This is a genomic window from Fictibacillus halophilus (assembly GCF_042680145.1).
Taxonomy (GTDB): domain Bacteria; phylum Bacillota; class Bacilli; order Bacillales; family Fictibacillaceae; genus Fictibacillus; species Fictibacillus halophilus_A.
In genome coordinates, this window is record NZ_JBHTNQ010000001.1 from 655929 (window position 1) to 676479 (window position 20551).

A 20551-nucleotide genomic window follows, 5' to 3' on the forward strand; every position below is an offset into this window, starting at 1 on the left:
AAATTTTTAGTAATGGAATTCACAGAGGAAAACACACCTTAAACTGTACACAAAAAACTCAGAGCTTCCTTTTTTTATTCCATTCTTCTTTTAAAATAGCGTAATAATACTCATCCCACCATTCGTCTCCATGGGGAATGCACTTCTTGAAGTAACCTTCTCTTCTCATTCCTATCTTCTCCATTACTCGGTAGGAGGGAGGATTCTCGGGTTGACATGTTGCGATAATTCGATGCAAGTTCATACTTTCAAATCCATATTTCAATACTGCTTCGGCTGCTTCTGATGCATATCCTTTATTGTAGTATTTAGGATTAAACACCCAGCCGATTTCGTAAGTATGATCACCAAAATATTTATGGAAAGCGATGTGTCCGATTAGAGTATTTTCATCTACCAGTACCACAGCATACTTTTCAGGATCGTTACCTGTATTTTTATTTATGAATTCCTTTGTGTCTTCTTCAGAAAGAACTCCTTCAGGTATATATTTCATAACATTGTGATCAGAAGTATACTCATGTACAACTTCCCAATCGTTAACTTCAAAGTTTCGTATTAATAACCTTTCTGTTTTTAGATACACTGGCTTTCCTCCCACTCTTCTCGAAGCAGTCCCATCCTAATAGAATCATAGTATTCGCCATTATAATACCGGCACTTTCGGAGTCTCGCTTCCATCGTCATTCCGAATTTTTCCCCGACTTTTACCATTCTTTCGTTCCCAGACCATGTCGTATAACCAACCCGAACGAGCGGCATGGTTGTAAACAAATGATGGATCCAAAGCCGAAGAGCTCTGGTACCGTATCCGCCACTCCAGAACGTAGGATCATAGATACCGATACCCATCTCAAGCCAGTTAGAAGGTTTGTGCTCCCAATAGTAGCTTACCGTTCCGATCACTTCTTCATTTACTGTGATCGCCCAGCGGCTTTCTGACTGGACGTACTTTTCTTTTTGTTTCATGAACTGTTCAAAAGGAACATGCTTATGTTCGTAGTATGGAGCATCCCACTTTTTCCATTCAGGAGATTCTTCTTTATAGATCAGTTCCCATAGTTTTGGTAAGTCCTCGTGAGTTATGGATCTAATGGTTAATGCTTTATCGCTGTAAGACATATCCTTTCCTCCAAGCTATTTTTTCAAGGAAGCCGTTTTAACAACGTTTTTCCAATAGTCCCAAGCTTTAAGGTATTCCACAAGATCTTCGGGATGGTGCCTGACACATGTTGCCATTCTGAAATACAAACCAATTAGAACTTCCTCGTGCACAAGTCTATCATTCTTGTTTTCGTATGTTTGTAAAAGACTCACAGCCGAGCTGATCGTTTCTTTTGTTAAATCATCCGGTGAAGAACAAAACGCGTAGATGAGATCGTAAACCGGCTCACCGTATACAGGAGTCGGATCGATCACCCCATCTAATTTCTCCTCGTTAAAAATAAAATTATGTACACCGCAATCCCCATGCAGCAAAAATGGGTCCTTTAGCTCCCTGTTCCTGTTAGTGCTGTTCACCAGTTCAAGAACAAGATGAAGATCCTCTTTTTCAAGATAAGTCTCTAATGTCGTGGATGACTCATTGACTCTGCTTAGTAAGAAACTTTGCCATGAATCTGTCAGTTCATCCACCCAGCCCCAGCCAGCAGGAACAGTAACAGACTTGTAGTGGTTGATCAAATGTTGCACCAATGCCTGAAGCATTTCCTTTTTATTTTTTCTAGGATAATTCACAGAGCCAGCAACAAATGAATAAACGATGTAACGATAAGCAGGCTCTTTATATAAAAGATCAGGCAGGAAATCCACATTTTTATAAAATGCTAGATAATGAGACTCTGCCTTTAATACGTGGGGTTCATTAAACTTCACAACGTATTTTCTGTTTTCGCTGTCACACAGCAGATATAGTTTACTCGTTGTGCCGCCGCTTAACTGCTTCGTTTCTATTATTGTTTTTGAGATTCCAATATTCGTGATCTCGTCGATAATCGTCTTGATGTCCATAAAAACACCTCCACTTCCAATTTAACACAATTCTCCAATGTTTTTATAATTGATAAAGGAGATAGAAAGAAGTTAACGAATTATTAATCTTTCAGTAAAAAAGAAATTGGGGGATTAAACCAAATGGCTGTTTCTCATCAAGATATCAAGATTGTTATTGGTGCAGGGGAATATATGAACAATCCCGGCTGGATGCATACACAAGAAACGGAACTGAATTTACTGGATGCTGGCACATGGAATAATAGATTTCAACCAAATTCGATAACCGCTATCTTAGCTGAACATGTTTGGGAACACCTTACGTTTGAAGAAGGGATAGCTGCTGCAAGGCTTTGCTATGACTATTTAAAGCCGTCCGGTTATATTCGCTGTGCAGTGCCAGATGGCTATTTCAGAGATGATGAATATCAGAGAATTGTACAGATTGGCGGTCCAGGACCGAAAGACCACCCAGCGGCAAGTCATAAGATCGTCTACAACTATCAGACGCTAACAAATATGTTTGAGGCTGCAGGGTTTGAAGTGACATTGGTAGAGTATTGTGATGAAGAAGGGGAATTCCATCAGTCTGACTGGAATGAACAGGATGGAGTCATTTTTCGTTCTAAGAAAATCGATCCTAGAAATCAGGAAAAACTCGCTTTTCCATCGCTAATCATAGATGCGGTTAAGCTATAAAATATTACAATCGTACCGAAACTATTCTTTTGCAAAGAAGACATTAGTGAAATAAAAAAAGAGAAATAGGCGTCTATTTCTCTTTACAGGTTTCCCTCTGAACCTTGTTCATAGGCGATAACGACAACTTTTTTGTTCGCTTGCTGGCTGATCTTCTCTTCAAGGGACTGAATTTCGTCTACCAGATTTTCTGATAGATTTGCTGCTTTGAAGTCTTTATTGTTCATATGTCTTCATCTCTCCTTTATAAAAATTAGTCTTGCCACGAATGAAGCCGTGTATTCAAACGTTTGGAGGAATGTACATGAGTAACTTTGCAAAAACACCTGAACCACCTTATTATGCGGTTATCTTTACATCTAAACGAACAGATGTAGATACAGGATATGGAACAATGGCACAGAAAATGGTTGAGTTCGCATCAAAAGAAAAAGGATTTCTTGGTATAGAAAGTGCCCGTGATGCCGAATTAGGAATCACTGTTTCTTATTGGGATTCATTAGATGTGATTCAAGAGTGGAAAGAACATGCAGCACATAAGATCGCCCAAGAAAAAGGGAAATCCGAGTGGTACAAGAATTATTCAGTTAGAATCAGCAAAGTAGAGAAGGATTATTCTTTTTGAGATTTTATATATTCTATTTCTCTTTACAATGTAAATAGCAAAAGAAGCTGTTCTTCATCAGCAATGGGGCTTTTTTTCGTTTTTTCCTAGCTTCAAAGCTTCGATCTATGCCCATCTACTTTATGTTCTGCGTAATTCCTTACGAAAGTGCACGTCTGCAGCGTTCGGAGTAGGAACGCCTTCCCAACGAAAAATTTCTGTGTATCCGTGTCGCTCGTAAAAGCCGGGTGCTTGAAAGGTGAAGGAGGTTGTAAACACGTGGGTGCAGCCTCGCGCTAGCGCTTCAGCCTCAAATTCCTTCAGCAGTTTTGAACCGAGGCCATCTCCGCGTGTATCTTCACGTACCCAAGTCATTCCTATTCCTGCTGCAACACCCCAGCTCCATCCGCTCATGCCTGCTGCAAGCTCACCTGAATCGTCTAATATCTTTACGGTTATCTCCTTTGCAGCATCGACCCCTGCTGTCGCTGCAGCGTTTACCTTATCCAGTTCATCCGAAAGTCGTTTGTCTAAATCAGAATCTCTGTCTTCTACCGATGCGGTATATTTTTCGTCTTTCATATCTTTCACAGTAATCCCTCCGATTTCATTAAAATGATTAGTTCGAATGTTATAAATAGCCTATAAAAAAGTATAAATGATAGTTATTATTAAAGATATAGATCAGAAAAACAGTAGTGAATAAAATGCGCAGAGGCGATGTAGCGTATTCGTTAATTTACAAGGTTAATTTTTAAATCTAAATGCCACGCACTTCTTTCTTTAGGAAGTGTGTTTTTTATTGCGGAATTCCAACAAAAGGATGATTGTCAGTTTCTTCATAATTGTGATAGTATTGAATGCGAATGTTTGTTCTGTTGAAAATGTGTTAATCCTCATACTGCTTTTTTCATTACTAACAAAGAACCAACAATAATAATCATTTCAATGGGTTGCGAGAGATTGTGCACACCATTTGAATGAAAGGAGAAAAAGTGAAAAATCAAGATCATTCTACTGAAACTGAGGGAACGTTCGGGAGCAGAGGGAATTTTTTATTGGTTATGATTATGATTCTCGGTGTATTTGTAGCCATCTTGAATGAAACACTGCTTAACGTTGCTTTGACAAAAATAATGGCTGACTTCGGAATCGAACCGAGTACAGCTCAATGGCTCACGACTGGATACCTTCTTGTTATTGGAGTTCTTATCCCGGTTACTGCTTATCTCATTCAGCGATTTACAACAAGAAGCTTGTTTCTCGGAGCGATGTCATTGTTTACATTGGGAACATTTATTGCGGCAATTGCACCAGGGATCGAATTTCTTTTGGTAGGAAGGCTTCTTCAAGCGGCAGGTACTGGATTGCTGTTTCCATTACTAACAAACGTCGTATTTTCTGTCGTCCCTTTTGAAAAAAGGGGATCGGCCATGGGGACCATTGGTATTGTCATTACGTTTGCTCCTGCGATCGGACCTACTCTTTCAGGGATTATTGTCGAGCATTTCAGCTGGCGGGTACTCTTTTACGGCGTGCTGCCTATCGCATTGCTAGTTATCGTATTTGCCTTTGTAAAACTTAAGAACGTTACCGAAACGACGAATCCAAAAGTCGATCTGATCTCGCTGCTGCTCTCAACATTAGGGTTCGGGGGTATTGTGTATGGTTTCAGCAGTTCAGGTGAAGGACATGGAGGCTGGTCGAGCAATGACGTTTTGCTTCCAATTGCAATTGGAGTTGTTTCATTAGTGTTGTTTACTTGGAGGCAATTAACGATTTCAGAGCCGTTACTTAATCTTCGGACGTTTAAGTACAGCATTTTTAGGATGTCGACACTAATCATGATGATTGTTATGATGGCGATGTTTTCAGCTATGATGCTGCTGCCGATCTTCCTTCAGAACGCGTTGGGATACAGTCCATTGAAAGCAGGTTTGATCATGCTTCCAGGCGGTGTTGTCATGGGGATTATGTCTCCGATAACAGGCCGTTTATTTGATAGATTCGGTGCTAAGTGGCTTGCTCTAATCGGATTAGGGCTGATTGCCAATACGCTTTGGCAGTTTGCTTTTATTGATTTAACCACTCCTTACATCACCATCATGATTTTCAATACACTATTGATGTTAGGTATTTCAATGGTAATGATGCCGATTATGACCAACGCTCTAAACGAATTGCCGCCACCGTTATATCCACATGGGACGGCAATCATCAGTACACTTCAGCAGGTAGCGGGTGCGGTTGGAACGGCATTACTTGTTTCGATCATGACCAATAGTTCTGCTCGTTTTTTGGAGAGTCAAGGAATGAAGGAAGATGGAGTTACCATTCAGATCCTAGCCATGATTGCTGGAATGAAAAGCGCATTCTTACTCGCTTTTGGGCTAGTTGCGATCGCATGGATCGTTTCGTTATTTATTAAACGAGCGGTCCCGCAGGCTCATGCAATGAAAGCAGAGCAAGGAACTGCAAACTAAAAAGCAAGCCGGCTATCTCAATTTTTACAGAGATAATCGGCTTTTTTTAATCATATCCAAGTATTGCAGATCCCCTAAACCGTACTCTTTAAAATTTTTGAGAAGTTCAGCTGCAAGTTCATCATCTGAGAGATGTTGATTTTGTTGGATGTACAGCATGATAGCACTGTCTTCTTTTAGGTAATTTAAATATAGCTCGACTCCCTTCTTTAACGGGGGAAGATCAATCGTCCCAGGGCTCGTCTTATGAATCAAAACCTGTTTGTAAAGTTCATAATATCCTTGAGCTTGTAAGGAATAAACTTCGATAGGTTCAAACTGATTATCTACAATATGAAGCGTAATCGTACTTAGATAATTGGCCTGATCCAGCGAGGCAAGAATCGTTAAGTAATTAATCTGACAAAACATATCAGAATCAAACCATAACTCGATTTTTTCAAATTTGTTATTAAAAAGAGGCAACAGAGGTTGTAGCGTGACCTCGGCATACTCATCACGTGTAACATGGTGAACCTTTGAGCGAATCTCTGCAAATTCTTTTGAAAAAATGTCTTCTATCGTGTTTCCGTAGCACATCGCTTCGTTAAAAGGGAGCTTCATTTCATCTTCAAGGAAGTGTTCGTTTGTGAAATGCCTGTACATTTCTTGTCCGTTTAAAATATGTAGTTTATGAGCTCGGATCATGCATATCGCCTCCTGTAAGTCATTAAGAGTACACCCTAATCTTCCTCATTTACCTGAAAATAATCAAGTGTTAAAGAGTAAACAAAAAACACTGCGTTTAACAGTGCTTTTTTCGATTCTTTAAGTTTTCATATTTCGGACTTTATCTCATTTGAATCCGAAAAGTCTTCATGTTGCTCATCATTACCGTATTGCTCATTAATTTCTTGGGCTAAGTCAGTTAATTCTTCATCGGAGAATAAGGGGTTTTTCTCTTTTGACATAGTAAACTCCTTGTAGTAAAGGTCATTTTTAAATACTCGGGCAATTATCATCACTATGTACAATTTCTCTTATACTTATTCTACATAAAAATGTTATTTACTTTTTTAAAAAGCAGGAGTATTATTATCACAGTTTCAAATTTCTAAATCGCTGAAACCATTAGGTGCGGGGGACCCAACCACGGATTTTCAATAATCCTGGGGTGAATCCTTTTTAGGTAGGGCTACTCAAAGGCCCGAATCCGACAGCTAACTCCGTAAGCGTTTATGAGAAGGAAGGTGGAACTTGTGGATCCTAAAATTTAAGGTCTGCAGGTCATTTTTCGTGATGGCTTGCGGATTTTTTTTGTTTTTAAAAAGTGTTCATAAGGAAAAGATGAAGAAGAAAAAGATAACTTCCGGACGGAGAGAAGAAAGATGTTCACAAACATAAAACGACTCCTAATCGGCCGGCCTTTAAAATCAGCCGAGTTAGGTGAGCAAAAAATCAATAAAACGAAGGCATTAGCAATCCTTTCATCAGATGCCCTTTCATCAGTGGCCTATGGTCCTGAACAGATTTTAATCGTCCTTATCACGGTGGGAGCAGCTGCTTTTTGGTATTCGATTCCGATCGCAGCAGGTGTATTATTTCTTTTGACTGCTCTTATCATGTCATACCGACAAATCATTTATGCTTATCCACATGGGGGCGGTGCCTATGTCGTTTCCAAGACTAACTTAGGCGTCAATCCAGGCTTGGTAGCAGGGGGATCGCTGCTCGTTGACTATATTTTAACGGTAGCGGTAAGTGTATCGGCAGGAACTGATGCGATAACATCTGCTTTTCCAACTTTACACGATTATAATGTTGAGATTGCGATCGTTTTCGTTATCTTCCTTACTGTCTTAAATTTAAGGGGAGTTACCGAATCAGCATCTGTTTTGGCTTATCCTGTATACCTGTTTGTTCTGGCCCTATTCATATTGATTGGTGTTGGTATCTTTAACATCCTTACGGGTGACGTTCCACAGGATCTCCATGCTCCAATTGGAACACCTGTTGCTGGAATTTCATTGTTTATACTCTTGAGAGCATTTGCTTCAGGGAGTTCAGCTCTTACAGGGGTTGAAGCGATCTCGAATGCAATTCCTAACTTCAAAGACCCTGCACCAGTGAACGCTGCCCGCACGTTAATGATGATGGGAGCACTTTTGGCCATTCTTTTCTCGGGAATTGTAACGTTAGCGTATTTTTATGGAATTGTCCCAAAAGCAGAGGTAACAGTCGTTTCTCAAATCGCAGAAGAAACATTCGGGCGTAACTTCATGTACTTCTTTATCCAGGGGACAACGGCATTGATTTTAATCCTGGCAGCCAACACTGGGTATTCTGCGTTTCCGCTGCTTGCTGTGAACCTGGCAAAAGATAAGTTTATTCCTCGAATGTTTTTAGTAAGAGGAGACCGACTAGGGTATTCAAACGGAATTATCATTCTTGGATTAGCCTCAATATTCCTGATCGTTGCGTTCCATGCGGAAACAGAGCATCTGATCCCGTTGTATGCTGTAGGTGTATTCGTACCTTTTACATTATCGCAAACAGGGATGATGTTGAAATGGCTTCGCGAAAAACCAGAAGGATGGGTGCCGAAGTTTATTATTAACACAACAGGTGCACTTATCAGCTTCATTGTTACTATGATGTTCTTCTTGACGAAATTTTCACAAGTATGGTCGATTCTTGTGTTCTTGCCGATCATCGTGCTTATTTTCCACAGAATTAAAAAGCATTATGAAGCGGTAGGAGACCAGCTCAGATTGACTACATGTGAACCAGCACTCGAAATCAAAGGGAATGTAATGATTGTACCAGTTGCCGGTATGACCCATGTGGTAGACAACACGTTAAGGTACGCCAAATCATTAAACCCTGATCAAATTATTGCGGTAAATGTATCCTTTGGAAGGGAAGACCAAAAGAAGTTTGAGGAGAAATGGGAACAGTGGCAGCCTGATATTAGACTGGTCACCTTGCATTCTTATTATAGAAGTATATTAGGACCATTGACCAAATTCGTCGATACCGTTGCTAATAAAGCAAAGGAAAATGACTATCAGGTAACGGTTGTCATTCCGCAATTCATACCGAAAAAAGGCTGGCACAATATCCTTCACAACCAATCCAGTCTTTTGATTCGGTCGTACTTGTTATACAAAAGAGACATAGTCATCGCAACCGTCCCGTTTCATCTTAAAAAATAAGGGTGTATTCTAAAAGGTTGTTGCTCTTGATTATTTTCATGATTCTTCATTGGCATATTGATTGGAGCGCAAGGTGCTCGACTCCTGCGGGAGCAGCGTGCCAGCTACATGAGTATTCTTCTCGCAAGGCATGCGACGAGGAAACTTGCTTCGGCAGGATTTTCTTGAAGACACAGGAGCAACACTTTCGCGGAAAGCGAGCATCCTGGAGCGGAGATCAACCTTCCAATAACATCGAGCTAAAAACAACCATAATCAAGTCCAAAAAAACCGTGCCAGCATTCACTGCCGACACGGTTTTTTAATATTGTTAGCTTACTTCTCTTTGGTATTCTTGAGCTTTTATCGTGTTGAACTTGCCTTCCCACTTAGACATCACTACGGCAGCCAGTGAGTTACCGACTACGTTTACTGCCGTACGGGCCATATCAAGGATTCGGTCAATACCAGCGATAAAGGCTAAACCTTCAAGCGGTATTCCAACTGAACCTAGTGTTGCTAAAAGTACAACGAAGGATACGCCAGGAACTCCTGCGATTCCTTTAGACGTCACCATTAATACGAGTAATAACGAGATCTGTTCAGCAATTGTAAGTTCGATGCCGTACATTTGAGCAATAAACAATGCTGCTATTGCCTGATATAGAGTAGATCCATCAAGGTTAAACGAATAACCAGTTGGAATAACGAATGAAGTGATGGCTTTCGGACAGCCGAACTTCTCCATTTTCTCCATCAATTTCGGAAGTACAGTTTCTGAGCTTGCTGTAGAATACGCCAGGATCAGTTCATCTTTTAAAATTTTGATTAACGTAAAGATGTTTACTTTAACCATCGCAGCCACTGCGCCTAATACGACGATTACAAAGAAGAACATCGCGCCGTATACGACTAAAACAAGCTTACTTAATGGTACTAATGATTCTACACCGAATTTAGATACTGTCACTCCGATTAGTGCAAATACACCGAATGGAGCGAGCTTCATGATCTGGTTTGTGATATAGAACATGGCATCAGCTGTTCCTTGGAAGAACGCTAATACAGGCTTACCTCTTTCACCGATTGCTGCAATTCCTAAACCGAATAAAACGGAGAAGAAGATGATTGCCAGCATATCTCCTTGAGCTAATGATTCAAAGAGGTTAGTTGGAACGATATTCAAGAATGTCTCAGCAAATCCATGACTTTCAACAGATTCAGTTGTTTCTACGTAACTGGAGATATCCCCTTTTGATAACGATTTCATGTCCACGCCTGCACCAGGCTGGAAGATGTTTGCGATAAATAGACCGATCACGATCGCTAAAGTTGTAATGATTTCAAAATATAGAATGGTTTTTCCGCCAAGACGTCCTAATTGTTTGATGTCCCCAACACTTGCTACACCAACAATCAAGCTGGAAACAACGATAGGTACAACAATCATTTTAATCAATCGGATAAAAATATCTCCAATAGGCTGCAGATAGCCTTGTACGGTTTCGTTTCCGTAAAACAACGCACCGATCAGAATCCCGAATGCAAGTCCAATCAGAATTTGCCATGCTAAACTAATTCTTACCTTCTTCAATTTGATTCACCTTCTTCATGATGTTTAGTCTAGTTGTCCACATGAAGAATATTTTAGTCAGAAAATTGAATGAATGTCAAACTTAAATATTGCCAGTTGTAATTATTTTTAAGGCAGCAAAAATTTTTTTACGTTAAAAAAAGTATGGTGAAAGCAGGTAATAGCGGCTTTTTCGCTTTACTTCATTGACGTGTATTTTTATGATAAAATAAAATGTAGAAAGGGGGGAGTAAGAATTGCATAGATTTTTATTATTGGCATTGCTGTATGTGTTCATTGGCACATCCCTATTTCCAAACTATAATATGGAAAACTTATCATCGACACCTCTAAACGACGTGATTGAATTATCCTCTTCGTCGTTCGATGATTCTACGATTATTGGCGAATACCCAACGAAAAGTAAGAAATTAAAAAAGGGAATCATAGCAATTCAGTTAAACAGCACTATGCTGCTGCAAGAACAGGTCGAGTTTAAATTTCAGCTGTCTAGTGATCACATTCACAAGAAAGCCGTATTTCTTACCCCTTATCAATTCCAATCGAATTACCTCTGACGATCATAATATCCCATTTTTCCTTTGAAAAATCCATTAACAGCAAGGGTTTATTTGGTAAAGAATAAATGATTAACCGTTCGGAAAAGCGAATGTTCGAACGTTTATTTGTCATGCCTAAATAAGAAAAAAAGGAGATTGTTATGATCGTAAAAGAAATCGAATTACCCGGAATCGGCAGAAAGTTTGAAGTGGAAATTGCAAATGGAGATAAAGTGGTGGTGATCGTTCATGATGATGGCCGACGAGAAATCTACCATTTTGATAAAAATGATTATGAAGAGAGTTTGTCTTCTGTAACCTTGAGTGATACGGAGTCAAGACAGTTTGCAGCGATTATCGGCGGTATCATCTATCGGCCAAAAGCGATCGAAAACATTGAAATGGCTTTTGATGAACTGATGATTGAATGGTATAGAATCGAACCTGGATCATTCTCCGTCAATCGGACAATTGGAGAATTAGACATCCGTCAAAAATATGAAGTATCTGTTATTGCCATTGTTAAAGGAAATGAGAAGATATTGAACCCTGGACCTGAAACTATGATCCATGAAGGTGACATGCTTGTTATTTCAGGAGAAAGACATGGTGTGAAAAGAATCATAAGAGAGATGTTCTCTGCTGGGGAGAAGAGTGAATGACAAATCACCTCGTACTTGAAGTAGGGACGGCTCTGATTATCATCTCCATTGCCGCTTTGCTTGCAAACAAATTAAACTTTTCCATCATTCCGTTCCTTATCATTTTTGGGATGATTGTTGGACCGCATGCACCTGTTGTCGGGGTATTGGACTTCACGTTTATTAACAGTAATGAAATCATAACCTTCTTCGGAAGAGTGGGTGTATTATTTCTTCTGTTCTACCTCGGCTTAGAATTTTCAGTAGGGAAATTAGTGCGGTCAGGAAAAAATATTGCTGTAGGAGGCAGTATTTATATCCTAATTAACTTTTCGTTAGGACTCATCTACGCCTTAATCATGGGCTTTCCCTTATTAGAAGTTCTGATCATCGCTGGAATCATAACCATTTCATCGAGTGCCATTGTTGCAAAGGTCATCGTTGATCTGAGGCGAACAGCGAATCCTGAAACGGAACTGATTCTAGGAATAATCATGTTTGAGGATATCTTCTTAGCGGTTTACTTGTCGATCATTTCAGGTTTGGTATTAGGAGATGCTACATCAGTATTAGGAGTAGCTAAGTCCATTTTGATCGCGTTTGGATATATGATTTTGTTCTTTATCATTGCCAGAACATGTACCAAACATTTAAACAAGCTTCTTAATATTACGTCTAATGAAATTTTTATCATTGTGATCTTCGCCTCTTTGTTCTTTATCGCCGGATTCTCAGAGACCATTCATGTTGCTGAGGCGATCGGTGCACTTCTTCTCGGATTGGTGTTCTCTGAGACAGAGCACAGTGAACGAATTGAAAAACTGGTCATTCCGTTTAGAGATTTTTTCGGAGCCATCTTTTTCTTCAGCTTTGGTTTAAGTATAGATCCATTCACGCTTGGCGGTGCAGTTTGGCTCGCCTTAGGGGCCGTTGTAATCACGATCATAGGGAACTTTGCAGCTGGAATGATCGCGGGAAGGAAAGCGGGGCTTTCTCATAAAGCTTCATCAAACATCGGCTTAACGATTGTTTCAAGAGGAGAGTTTTCCATAATCGTAGCCAACATTGGAATGGCCGGCGGGTTAGCATCAATATTAAAACCATTCTCCGCACTCTATGTACTGATTCTCGCCATCCTTGGCCCATTACTTACAAAGGAATCAAAGAGAATCTATACGTTTTTAAATGGGATTTTTAAGTGGAAGACAGAAAATCCACAGATAAAAAAGAAAGTAAATAGAAGGAAGGACACAGTATAGATGAAAGAAATCATTTGGTTTAGTGTTCTTATGGTTGTTTTAGTGGTGATCTGTACACATTTTTATAATCTTTCAATACCAGAGCATCAGTACCCAAGTTTACTTGAATTTTTGAAGCATATATAATAAGGGTTACTTTAAGCTTTCCTAATTATAAAATCAAAAAAAAACCAAATCACATAGTTGATTTGGTTTTTTTTGTTACGTAACAATAATAAATCCATAGTGCTTTTAGTAATCAAACAAGCTAATCAAATAATATTTGATTTCAATTTCTATTTATAATAAATTGGAAGAATCATATATTCAGAAGGTCTTATTATAATTAGAAAGGTGATGCTAAAATGGAAAACTTTTATTTGTTTGTCCTTATGTGTATTTTTTTAATTATTTTACCCGGTCCCGATACTGCCATTGCTACCAAAAATACGCTCACCGTTGGGAAAAGTGGAGGTCTGAAAACAGCTTTAGGGACTTGTTGTGCGCTTCTCATCCATACTTCTGCTGCTGTATTAGGACTTTCAGCAATCATTGTTAAATCAGCGTTATTATTTTCTGTTTTCAAATACGTTGGTGCTGTTTACTTAATTTATCTGGGTGTTAAAACATTATGGTTTTTGAAGAAAAGAGAAGAAGCAGCAAGTGTTGAGATGAACATAGATAAACAATACGGAAACGCATCTTGTTTTAAACAAGGGTTCCTTACTAATATCCTCAATCCAAAAGTTGCTGTATTTTTCTTAACCTTTTTGCCTCAATTCGTTGATCCAGGAAGCAATACCTTCATCCCCTTTCTAATAATGGGTGTCACTTATACTGTTTTGACTTCCATATGGTTTTTACTTTATGTCTATTTAATTAATCAGATTAGTGCATTTATGAAAAGACCTAAAGCACAAAATATGATTGAAGGAATCACAGGTACAATATTGATAGGATTTGGAATCAAACTAGCACTAGAAAAGTCCCATACTTAAGCTATTTGTTGTTAAAGAAAGACCCTTGATCGACATCGATCAAGGGTCTTTGTATAAAGTCTATTTTATTGATTAATAAGGTCTAGGCTGATAAAAATAATTCGGTTTAACGACATCGTTCTTATAAGGCTTATGAAAGATATGTGTCGTGGCAGGTGACATCGGTGGAATGAGCCATGCCCAGTTGCCGGTAACCGGTCTGCCGCTCTCGATCTCTTTTTCTTCAAACTTCTTAAACTGCTGTGCCGCCGTATGATGGTCAACGATGCTGACGCCGTCTTCGCGGAATGAGTGCAGTACGGCGATGTTAAGCTCAACAAGAGCTTTATCCTTCCATAATGAGATCGAACTTTTTGTATCGAGCCCCATGAGTGAAGCGATCTGCGGCAACATGTTGTACCGTTCTTCATCCGCCAGATTACGCGCGCCGATCTCCGTACCCATATACCATCCGTTAAAAGGAGCGGCGGTATAATGGATCCCTCCAATCTCGAGAGCCATATTTGAAATGAAAGGGACACCATGCCATTTAAGGTGCAGATCTTCAAACCATTTATATTCAGGGTGGCGGATCTCTACTTCAAGAGCAGTATCTTCTGGCAGTTCAAACAGTTTAGGTGCATGATCGTTGATCTGAATAACAATCGGCAAAATATCGAACTTTCCGTACTTTGGCTCCCAGCCAAGCTCCATGCATTTTTCTGTAAAAGAGATGGAAGCGCGGTCACCTATTATGCCATCCGGTGTGGTGTAGCCGGCATATCGAATCAGCTGATGGTTCCAGATGCGGATACGTTGATTTTCTTTTTGCGGTGCGAAGACCGTAATCGAAGGACGGATTCGCCCACCATTTGTCGCGTACGCCATGTGCTCTAGGATCGCCTCAAAAATCTCTTCTTCTGTCTTCAATTGCCTTTTATCAAAGGTGTGCATCTGATCCCAGAAAAGCCGTCCGATGCATCGATTGCTATTGCGCCAAGCCACTTTTGCTCCATGATCAATTTCAAATGAAGTGTGCTCGTAGCTACCTGCCGATTCGATCTGTTTCGTGATCGAGTCTATTCGTTCCTCGAACTCAATCTGTGGTCTATTTAACTCCTGATAGCAGGAAATGATAAAGTCTTTTGCTTCTTGTAAAAGATTGGTTTCCAAAATAAAGCCCCCAGCTAAAAATAAGTTATTATTATAATAGCCGAGTTTTACCGTGTTTACCGCTTGAAACTGTTACAAAAAACGTACATGGCAATCGAACAGCACTTTGGGAATTACATAAAAGACTGACAAGAATGAGAGAAAAAGGAGATATCGAATATGAACAACCAATTTCCGATTATTGAGACCGAGCGATTGATTTTAAGAGCAGTAACCAAAGCTGATGCAGAAGATATACTCCTCTATTTGTCTGATCCAGACGTTGTAAAACACATGGGGTTAGAACCCTTTGAATCTATTGAAGATGCGCATGATGAAATCGCCTGGTATGAATCTATCGTTAAAAATGGCACGGGGATCAGATGGGGAATCACTCTGAAAGAAGATGGTAGAGTGATAGGAAGCTGCGGGTTTCTGAACAGGGTACCCAAGCATTTTCGATCAGAAGCAGGTTTTGAGTTGAGCAAAGAGTACTGGGGAAAAGGAATCGCTTCTGAAGCATTGGAAGCAGTTGTGAGGTACGGATTTCAGCATCTGGAGTTAGAGCGCGTCGAAGCCCTCATTGAACCTGCTAATCTTCCATCTCAAAGATTGGTGGAGAAGGCTGGCTTTCAAAGAGAAGGTTTGTTGAGGCATTATGAATTTACGTGCGGTAAATTTGATGACTTATATATATATTCACTTTTAAAAGAAGATCTTCATATTTAAACGGGTGTATTCATGAATACAATGATACTTGCAGGAAGCATCGTTTTAATTGTACTCTCCTTATCTCTTTTTATTTTTCATTTTATAAAAGCTGAAACGAAAAAGGAAAGGGTCATCATGACTTTTGCCTTTTTCACTGAACCGCTGGATATGTGGTCGAGTCTATTTTATTTAGGATGGTTCGGGATTATTTATGTACTCGTGATTGGCTAAGGATAAAACACGAACGATATTTAGTTTTTTTGGATTAATATTCAGTTTTAGGTTGAATTTTATGAAGGAGTTTGCTATATTTGCAAAGTGTTAAACTTGAAAAACGAATTACTCGTATATGCTCGGTAATATGGTCTGAGTGTTTCTACCCGGTTCCCAATGAAAGAACTGGACTACGAGTTGAAGTGCTGAATTGCTGTTGTTTTTTGTTTGAGCGGCGAATCCTATTCTTTTACTTTAACTCCAGTGGTCTAGAGGTAGATACATTCTATTACTCTAGGCTTTTTTGTTTGAGCAGATTTATGAGTGATTTATGACAACGGAGGAGAGACAACGATGATGAAACGAATGGGGAAGAAGTACACATTACTGGCTATTGCAGCTGTACTATTTGTAACGGCACTGGCAGTTCTTAACTTTTCAGATCATGCTTCAGGTAAAGAAAAACCAAGACAGCCGATTATTATCCAAGGTCCGATGCCGATTGAAGCTGAGTACTTTGCAAAGCGTTTAGACAATGTGAAAGTAGAGAGATCAGGAAACTTTGTATTTTATAAAGGAAAACTGGACAACTATCCGGTAATCGTAGCGAAAACAGGAAAAGGTATGGAGAATACGGCAGCAGCTACTGCCATTGCTATTGAAAAATATGATCCAGCAGCGATCATCAATCAAGGAACATCTGGCGGCCACGATCCGAACCTGAATGTTTTTGATATCGTACTGGGGAAAAGAACAGTAAATCTAGGTTCATTAAAAACGCCTCATTTAGAAGAGAACGAGGGGATTGAACCGACTTCTTGGATTCCGATGGACTTGATGGCTTCAGAAGGAAGTGCGGGAGAAGATCCGAATGCAGAGAAAGCTCGTTATTTTGAAGGTGACGAAAAGTTGCTTGCAGCAGCACATGCTGTTAAAGACAAATATACAAAAGGAAAAGTGGTAGAAGGGACGATTGGTTCTGCAGACGTTTGGAACAATGAAGTCGACCGCATCCAGTGGTTCCACGAGAACTTTGGAACATCCGTTGAAGAGATGGAAGGGGCCTCAGCTGCACAAATCTCTAAAGCGTATGATGTAGCTTTCTTGGGTATCCGCGTTTTATCAAACAATAAAACGAACGGCGGAAAATACGATCCGACTACAGCAGCGGCGAACCAAGATTATGTGTACGAAGTTGTAAAAGAATATATTGCAGCAAAGTAAGGTAAATAGAGCTGCTAAATCCCGTGCATTCATTCTGCGGGATTTTTGTTTTTGTTGTGTACATTTGCTAATCCTGCAGCCGAGTTGTGCAGGAATCGTAGTTTGTCGATAAGCCTATAAATCAATTTGAAGGACCATAAAAAAATTTGAAGGACCATAAAATATTTTAAAGGCTCATAAAATAATTTGAAGGATCATAAATCATCATAACTATATTTTTCGCACCATAAATTAACGCTTGGAGCACAGTTTGCTCCAAGCGTTTTACTCATTAAACAGGTCTTTTAACATTTTCTCTCTGTGCTGAAGAAAATAACTCGTAATCTGATAGTGATCCGTCATCTCATAATCAATCTCCTGAATGGAGCCGTCATCAAAACTGTAAATCGTGGCATCCGGATATCCAAGAAGAATGGGAGAATGTGTAGCGATAATAAATTGACTGTCACCAGATGCTGCTAATTCATGAAGGATTTTAAGAAAAGAGAGCTGCCGCTGAGGTGATAGTGCAGCCTCTGGTTCATCTAACAGATAAATAGCTTTTCCCTTAAATCGGTTCAGAAAAAGCGACAAAAAAGATTCGCCGTGTGATTGCTTATGCAAAGATCGACCGCATAGGCATAGTTAGCATCAACTTGATCAATATGAGAAGCAAAATGATAAAAGGATTCTGCACGAAGAAAGAATCCGTTTGTTACTTTAGGCATCCAGGATAGTCTGATGTAATCTCCTAACGCTGATTCAGCAGAATCTACTTCATAGTAGTTATTGCGTCCGCCTCCAGCTGTATTAAATCCGCATTTGTCTGCAATGGCTTCCAGGAATGTTGACTTACCCGTTCCATTTTCACCTACAAAAAAGGTAATGTTGTTTTTTATTTCTAGCTGATCCAAATTTTTTATGGATGGGATGGTGAAAGGATATTTATTTTTTGATGGAACCTTTTCATGCTGAACTTGAATTCTTTTTAGAAACATAAGAATCACCTGAGTTTTTTTAATTTATCGTATCATGATTGTTCCTTGCAGCCAAAATGCAAAAAGGACTTTTGGCTTAAAATTTGATATTTCCTTGTTCAAACTATTAAAAAGGGTAAAGATAATGAAGTATGTCAAAATCACCAATGAGAGGAGCTTTTATGTTGGAACAAAATCTATATGAAAAAGTGGGCGGCGAAGAAGCGATCGCCAAGGTAGTGGATTACTTTTATAACGAGCTAGTGTTAAAAGATGATACGGTGAACCATTTCTTTGAAGGCGTTGACATGGAAAAACAAAAAAGCCATCAGACGAAATTCATCAGCTTCGCACTAGGCGGTCCAAAAAACTACACAGGAAAGTCAATGGCAAAAGCTCATGAAGGAATGAACCTGCAGCCAGAGCATTTTAATGCGATCGCCACACATCTGCACGATGCACTTGCTCATTTCGGTGTGCCGGAGTCAGATATTGATACTGCCTTAACTAGAGTTGCATCACTAAGAGATGATATTCTGTATAAATAAAAGGTGCAGTGGAATACGATGGATGCATAACATTAAGCAGGTTAGCTGCGCATGTTATTAATTGAATAAGTTTTAAGACTTTAAAGAGCATTTCCTTAAATAAGGAATGCTTTTTATTTTATGTTTTTATTCAAGAGCATAAATTCATTTCAATAATAATATAATATAAATCAATATTAATTTATTGTAAAACGATAAATTGTGTATTAGAATAAAATGAATAATAAAGAGTTGAGGTGCTTTTTATGAAAAGAGAAACATTCTTTTTGAAATTTGTTATTGTTCTTATGGGACTTCCTGTTATTGCTTTGTGTATATTTGTATTGCCTGAGATCGCTGAATTTTTTGCGGAATTAAATCCAAAGGTAGATTTTTTGCAATATCCCTTTTTAATAGGGCTGTATGCAGCAGCAATCGTATTTTTCGCAGCACTGTTCCAAACTTTTAAACTTTTAAGCTACATTGACAAGAACGAAGCCTTCTCGGAATTATCAGTAAGATCTATACAGAATATCAAATACTGTGCCATCACCATCAGTGCCTTATTTGTGCTATTTATGCCACTCATATATCTTATGGCGGAGGTAGACGATGCCCCAGGTATGATATTAATCGGAATGGTCATTATTTTTGGCAGCATGGTGATTGCAGTCTTTGCCGCTGTTCTTCAAAAGTTGTTAAAAAATGCGATCGATATAAAATCAGAAAATGATTTAACAGTCTGAGGTGAAAACATTGGCGATTATAATCAATATTGATGTAATGCTGGCTAAAAGGAAAATGAGTGTAACCGAACTTTCAGAGAGGGTTGGAATAACAATGGCTAACCTTTCTATATTGAAAAATGGAAAAGCAAAAGCCATTCGGCTTTCCACCTTAGAGGCGATCTGTAAGGCATTAGAATGTCAGCCTGGGGATATTTTAGAATACAAAAGTGATGAAGACAGCCGTTAAGGCGTTCTATATCTATAAAAAAATCTGCGGAGGCATAAATCATGAGAGCACTAGAACAGCTCGTTCGTTTTGGTTGGGAGCAAGCACTATCCTGTTTGTTTCCTGTTGTTATATTTGCCTCATTGGCTATTACACAGATCCTACCGCTTCCCATCCTGCCGCGTTATGATTGGCTTCTTATCATTTGTCTTCTAATGCAGTGGTGGATGGTGCGTTCTGGTCTTGAAACTAGGGATGAACTAAAGGTTATCACTTTGTTCCACCTTATTGGTCTTGCTCTTGAACTTTTTAAGGTGCACATGGGCTCTTGGTCTTATCCAGGAGAAGGATATTCCAAAATAGCTGGAGTGCCTTTGTACAGCGGATTCATGTATGCGAGCGTAGCAAGTTATCTTTGCCAGGCGTGGAGGAGATTTAATGTTGAATTGGTGAAGTGGCCTCCATTTTTGGCAGTTGTATCACTCGCAGCTGCGATATATTTAAATTTTTTCACCCACCATTATTGGATTGACGTTCGTTGGTGGTTATCTGGACTTGTCATCATCGTCTTTTGGCAATCATGGGTTACATACGAAGTTAATGGGACTCGTTACCGTATGCCACTCGCACTTTCTTTCGTGCTGATCGGATTTTTTATATGGATAGCCGAAAATATTGCAACTTTCTTTGGAGCTTGGGAATACCCGAACCAAACCGAAGCATGGAATCTCGTGCATCTTGGAAAGGTGAGTTCATGGCTCTTGTTAGTGATCGTCAGCTTTCTTATCGTAGCAACGTTAAAGCGGGTTAAGGACAATTCAGAGATGGTAGTTGTTAGTCAGGCTATTAAAATTCAATAATAAATTTTGTAAAT

At 39.3% G+C, this 20551-nt stretch carries 23 protein-coding genes, 2 pseudogenes and 2 riboswitches; of the genes and pseudogenes, 15 read left to right on the plus strand and 10 right to left on the minus strand.

All coding sequences use genetic code 11. The features are described 5' to 3' along the window. Positions 1-58 precede the first annotated feature (58 nt). Genes ACFQ4X_RS03390 through ACFQ4X_RS03400 form a run of 3 tightly spaced genes read right to left on the minus strand, consistent with a single transcriptional unit; the run spans position 59 to position 2010 of the window. Positions 59-586, minus strand: a complete 528-nt coding sequence (locus ACFQ4X_RS03390) for a GNAT family N-acetyltransferase (protein ID WP_379833153.1) — start codon at positions 584-586, stop codon at positions 59-61. Next, positions 577-1122: a GNAT family N-acetyltransferase gene (locus tag ACFQ4X_RS03395; protein ID WP_379833154.1), complete on the minus strand. Its 546-nt coding sequence runs from the start codon at positions 1120-1122 to the stop codon at positions 577-579. The genes ACFQ4X_RS03390 and ACFQ4X_RS03395 overlap by 10 nt, the downstream gene beginning before the upstream one ends. A gap of 15 nt (positions 1123-1137) precedes the next feature. Next, positions 1138-2010, minus strand: coding sequence for a phosphotransferase (locus ACFQ4X_RS03400; protein ID WP_379833155.1), 873 nt, complete (start codon positions 2008-2010; stop codon positions 1138-1140). A 123-nt stretch (positions 2011-2133) separates the two neighbouring features. On the opposite strand from ACFQ4X_RS03400, the gene ACFQ4X_RS03405 reads away from it, so the two are divergent. Beyond that, complete coding sequence (locus ACFQ4X_RS03405; RefSeq protein WP_379833156.1) at positions 2134-2691, plus strand: class I SAM-dependent methyltransferase; 558 nt, start codon at positions 2134-2136, stop codon at positions 2689-2691. Positions 2692-2774: 83 nt separating this feature from the next. On the opposite strand, the gene ACFQ4X_RS03410 is transcribed toward ACFQ4X_RS03405, so the two are convergent. Beyond that, on the minus strand, positions 2775-2918 hold the full coding sequence (locus ACFQ4X_RS03410; protein WP_379833157.1) for a hypothetical protein: 144 nt from the start codon (positions 2916-2918) through the stop codon (positions 2775-2777). A gap of 77 nt (positions 2919-2995) precedes the next feature. Here ACFQ4X_RS03410 and ACFQ4X_RS03415 point away from each other — a divergent pair, with 77 nt between their 5' ends. Beyond that, the gene (locus tag ACFQ4X_RS03415) at positions 2996-3316 is read left to right on the plus strand and encodes an antibiotic biosynthesis monooxygenase family protein (protein WP_379833158.1); all 321 of its coding nucleotides are present in this window, start codon (positions 2996-2998) and stop codon (positions 3314-3316) included. A 120-nt stretch (positions 3317-3436) separates the two neighbouring features. On the opposite strand, the gene ACFQ4X_RS03420 is transcribed toward ACFQ4X_RS03415, so the two are convergent. Next, positions 3437-3877 (minus strand): GNAT family N-acetyltransferase, encoded by a 441-nt coding sequence (locus tag ACFQ4X_RS03420; protein ID WP_379837020.1) that lies wholly within the window; start codon positions 3875-3877, stop codon positions 3437-3439. A gap of 413 nt (positions 3878-4290) precedes the next feature. Between ACFQ4X_RS03420 and ACFQ4X_RS03425 the strand changes: the two genes are divergently transcribed. Continuing rightward, positions 4291-5778 carry a DHA2 family efflux MFS transporter permease subunit gene (locus ACFQ4X_RS03425; protein WP_379833159.1) on the plus strand — a complete coding sequence of 496 codons (1488 nt, stop codon included), beginning with the start codon at positions 4291-4293 and terminating at the stop codon, positions 5776-5778. Between the two features lie 24 nt (positions 5779-5802). On the opposite strand, the gene ACFQ4X_RS03430 is transcribed toward ACFQ4X_RS03425, so the two are convergent. Next, entirely contained in the window at positions 5803-6465 is a 663-nt protein-coding gene (locus ACFQ4X_RS03430) for an AraC family transcriptional regulator (protein WP_379833160.1), read from the minus strand. 128 nt (positions 6466-6593) lie between these two features. Continuing rightward, positions 6594-6728, minus strand: coding sequence for a hypothetical protein (locus ACFQ4X_RS03435; protein WP_379833161.1), 135 nt, complete (start codon positions 6726-6728; stop codon positions 6594-6596). A 139-nt stretch (positions 6729-6867) separates the two neighbouring features. Beyond that, positions 6868-7007, plus strand: a riboswitch (cyclic di-AMP (ydaO/yuaA leader). A 138-nt stretch (positions 7008-7145) separates the two neighbouring features. Between ACFQ4X_RS03435 and ACFQ4X_RS03440 the strand changes: the two genes are divergently transcribed. Further along, the gene (locus tag ACFQ4X_RS03440; RefSeq protein WP_379833162.1) at positions 7146-8972 is read left to right on the plus strand and encodes an APC family permease; all 1827 of its coding nucleotides are present in this window, start codon (positions 7146-7148) and stop codon (positions 8970-8972) included. Between the two features lie 310 nt (positions 8973-9282). On the opposite strand, the gene gltP is transcribed toward ACFQ4X_RS03440, so the two are convergent. After that, a complete protein-coding gene (gene gltP, locus ACFQ4X_RS03445) occupies positions 9283-10545 on the minus strand; it encodes a glutamate/aspartate:proton symporter GltP (RefSeq protein ID WP_379833163.1) in 1263 nt (420 codons plus the stop codon). 236 nt (positions 10546-10781) lie between these two features. Between gltP and ACFQ4X_RS03450 the strand changes: the two genes are divergently transcribed. The 4 genes from ACFQ4X_RS03450 to ACFQ4X_RS03465 all read left to right on the plus strand — a co-directional run bounded on the left by ACFQ4X_RS03450 (position 10782) and on the right by ACFQ4X_RS03465 (position 13961). Continuing rightward, entirely contained in the window at positions 10782-11102 is a 321-nt protein-coding gene (locus ACFQ4X_RS03450) for a hypothetical protein (RefSeq protein ID WP_379833164.1), read from the plus strand. Positions 11103-11245: 143 nt separating this feature from the next. Continuing rightward, positions 11246-11746: a cation:proton antiporter regulatory subunit gene (locus ACFQ4X_RS03455; RefSeq protein ID WP_379833165.1), complete on the plus strand. Its 501-nt coding sequence runs from the start codon at positions 11246-11248 to the stop codon at positions 11744-11746. Beyond that, complete coding sequence (locus tag ACFQ4X_RS03460) at positions 11743-12984, plus strand: cation:proton antiporter (protein WP_379833166.1); 1242 nt, start codon at positions 11743-11745, stop codon at positions 12982-12984. Before ACFQ4X_RS03455 ends, ACFQ4X_RS03460 begins: the two co-directional genes overlap by 4 nt. 344 nt (positions 12985-13328) lie before the next feature. Next, positions 13329-13961 (plus strand): LysE family translocator, encoded by a 633-nt coding sequence (locus tag ACFQ4X_RS03465; protein WP_379833167.1) that lies wholly within the window; start codon positions 13329-13331, stop codon positions 13959-13961. A gap of 72 nt (positions 13962-14033) precedes the next feature. Here the strand turns inward: ACFQ4X_RS03465 and ACFQ4X_RS03470 are convergent, their stop codons facing one another. After that, positions 14034-15113 carry a nitric oxide synthase oxygenase gene (locus tag ACFQ4X_RS03470; RefSeq protein ID WP_379833168.1) on the minus strand — a complete coding sequence of 360 codons (1080 nt, stop codon included), beginning with the start codon at positions 15111-15113 and terminating at the stop codon, positions 14034-14036. Positions 15114-15272: 159 nt separating this feature from the next. Between ACFQ4X_RS03470 and ACFQ4X_RS03475 the strand changes: the two genes are divergently transcribed. The 3 genes and pseudogenes from ACFQ4X_RS03475 to ACFQ4X_RS03485 all read left to right on the plus strand — a co-directional run. Then, positions 15273-15821: a GNAT family N-acetyltransferase gene (locus tag ACFQ4X_RS03475; RefSeq protein ID WP_379833169.1), complete on the plus strand. Its 549-nt coding sequence runs from the start codon at positions 15273-15275 to the stop codon at positions 15819-15821. A 12-nt stretch (positions 15822-15833) separates the two neighbouring features. Then, positions 15834-16034 carry a hypothetical protein gene (locus ACFQ4X_RS03480; protein ID WP_379833170.1) on the plus strand — a complete coding sequence of 67 codons (201 nt, stop codon included), beginning with the start codon at positions 15834-15836 and terminating at the stop codon, positions 16032-16034. Between the two features lie 92 nt (positions 16035-16126). Then, a riboswitch (purine riboswitch) is annotated at positions 16127-16230 on the plus strand. Between the two features lie 254 nt (positions 16231-16484). Then, positions 16485-17240, plus strand: a pseudogene (locus ACFQ4X_RS03485) (5'-methylthioadenosine/S-adenosylhomocysteine nucleosidase); the annotation flags it as partial. A gap of 264 nt (positions 17241-17504) precedes the next feature. Here ACFQ4X_RS03485 and ACFQ4X_RS03490 read toward each other — a convergent pair. Next, positions 17505-18217: pseudogene (locus ACFQ4X_RS03490) on the minus strand (AAA family ATPase). 161 nt (positions 18218-18378) lie between these two features. Here ACFQ4X_RS03490 and ACFQ4X_RS03495 point away from each other — a divergent pair. The 4 genes from ACFQ4X_RS03495 (at position 18379) to ACFQ4X_RS03510 (ending at position 20537) form a co-directional block, all read left to right on the plus strand. After that, on the plus strand, positions 18379-18744 hold the full coding sequence (locus ACFQ4X_RS03495) for a group I truncated hemoglobin (RefSeq protein ID WP_379833171.1): 366 nt from the start codon (positions 18379-18381) through the stop codon (positions 18742-18744). A 245-nt stretch (positions 18745-18989) separates the two neighbouring features. Next, on the plus strand, positions 18990-19469 hold the full coding sequence (locus ACFQ4X_RS03500; RefSeq protein WP_379833172.1) for a DUF2975 domain-containing protein: 480 nt from the start codon (positions 18990-18992) through the stop codon (positions 19467-19469). 10 nt (positions 19470-19479) lie between these two features. Next, positions 19480-19698: a helix-turn-helix domain-containing protein gene (locus tag ACFQ4X_RS03505; RefSeq protein WP_379833173.1), complete on the plus strand. Its 219-nt coding sequence runs from the start codon at positions 19480-19482 to the stop codon at positions 19696-19698. A gap of 41 nt (positions 19699-19739) precedes the next feature. Further along, entirely contained in the window at positions 19740-20537 is a 798-nt protein-coding gene (locus ACFQ4X_RS03510) for a DUF817 domain-containing protein (RefSeq protein ID WP_379833174.1), read from the plus strand. Positions 20538-20551: the final 14 nt, after the last annotated feature.

Bases quoted from the DNA above. Each gene is read 5' to 3' on its own strand.
- ACFQ4X_RS03395 (WP_379833154.1), bottom strand. From the start codon at position 1,122: ATGTCTTACAGCGATAAAGCATTAACCATTAGATCCATAACTCACGAG.
- ACFQ4X_RS03400 (WP_379833155.1), bottom strand. From the start codon at position 2,010: ATGGACATCAAGACGATTATCGACGAGATCACGAATATTGGAATCTCA.
- ACFQ4X_RS03405 (WP_379833156.1), top strand. From the start codon at position 2,134: ATGGCTGTTTCTCATCAAGATATCAAGATTGTTATTGGTGCAGGGGAA.
- ACFQ4X_RS03410 (WP_379833157.1), bottom strand. From the start codon at position 2,918: ATGAACAATAAAGACTTCAAAGCAGCAAATCTATCAGAAAATCTGGTA.
- ACFQ4X_RS03415 (WP_379833158.1), top strand. From the start codon at position 2,996: ATGAGTAACTTTGCAAAAACACCTGAACCACCTTATTATGCGGTTATC.
- ACFQ4X_RS03420 (WP_379837020.1), bottom strand. From the start codon at position 3,877: ATGAAAGACGAAAAATATACCGCATCGGTAGAAGACAGAGATTCTGAT.
- ACFQ4X_RS03430 (WP_379833160.1), bottom strand. From the start codon at position 6,465: ATGATCCGAGCTCATAAACTACATATTTTAAACGGACAAGAAATGTAC.
- ACFQ4X_RS03435 (WP_379833161.1), bottom strand. From the start codon at position 6,728: ATGTCAAAAGAGAAAAACCCCTTATTCTCCGATGAAGAATTAACTGAC.
- ACFQ4X_RS03440 (WP_379833162.1), top strand. From the start codon at position 7,146: ATGTTCACAAACATAAAACGACTCCTAATCGGCCGGCCTTTAAAATCA.
- ACFQ4X_RS03455 (WP_379833165.1), top strand. From the start codon at position 11,246: ATGATCGTAAAAGAAATCGAATTACCCGGAATCGGCAGAAAGTTTGAA.
- ACFQ4X_RS03460 (WP_379833166.1), top strand. From the start codon at position 11,743: ATGACAAATCACCTCGTACTTGAAGTAGGGACGGCTCTGATTATCATC.
- ACFQ4X_RS03465 (WP_379833167.1), top strand. From the start codon at position 13,329: ATGGAAAACTTTTATTTGTTTGTCCTTATGTGTATTTTTTTAATTATT.
- ACFQ4X_RS03475 (WP_379833169.1), top strand. From the start codon at position 15,273: ATGAACAACCAATTTCCGATTATTGAGACCGAGCGATTGATTTTAAGA.
- ACFQ4X_RS03480 (WP_379833170.1), top strand. From the start codon at position 15,834: ATGAATACAATGATACTTGCAGGAAGCATCGTTTTAATTGTACTCTCC.
- ACFQ4X_RS03495 (WP_379833171.1), top strand. From the start codon at position 18,379: ATGTTGGAACAAAATCTATATGAAAAAGTGGGCGGCGAAGAAGCGATC.
- ACFQ4X_RS03500 (WP_379833172.1), top strand. From the start codon at position 18,990: ATGAAAAGAGAAACATTCTTTTTGAAATTTGTTATTGTTCTTATGGGA.
- ACFQ4X_RS03510 (WP_379833174.1), top strand. From the start codon at position 19,740: ATGAGAGCACTAGAACAGCTCGTTCGTTTTGGTTGGGAGCAAGCACTA.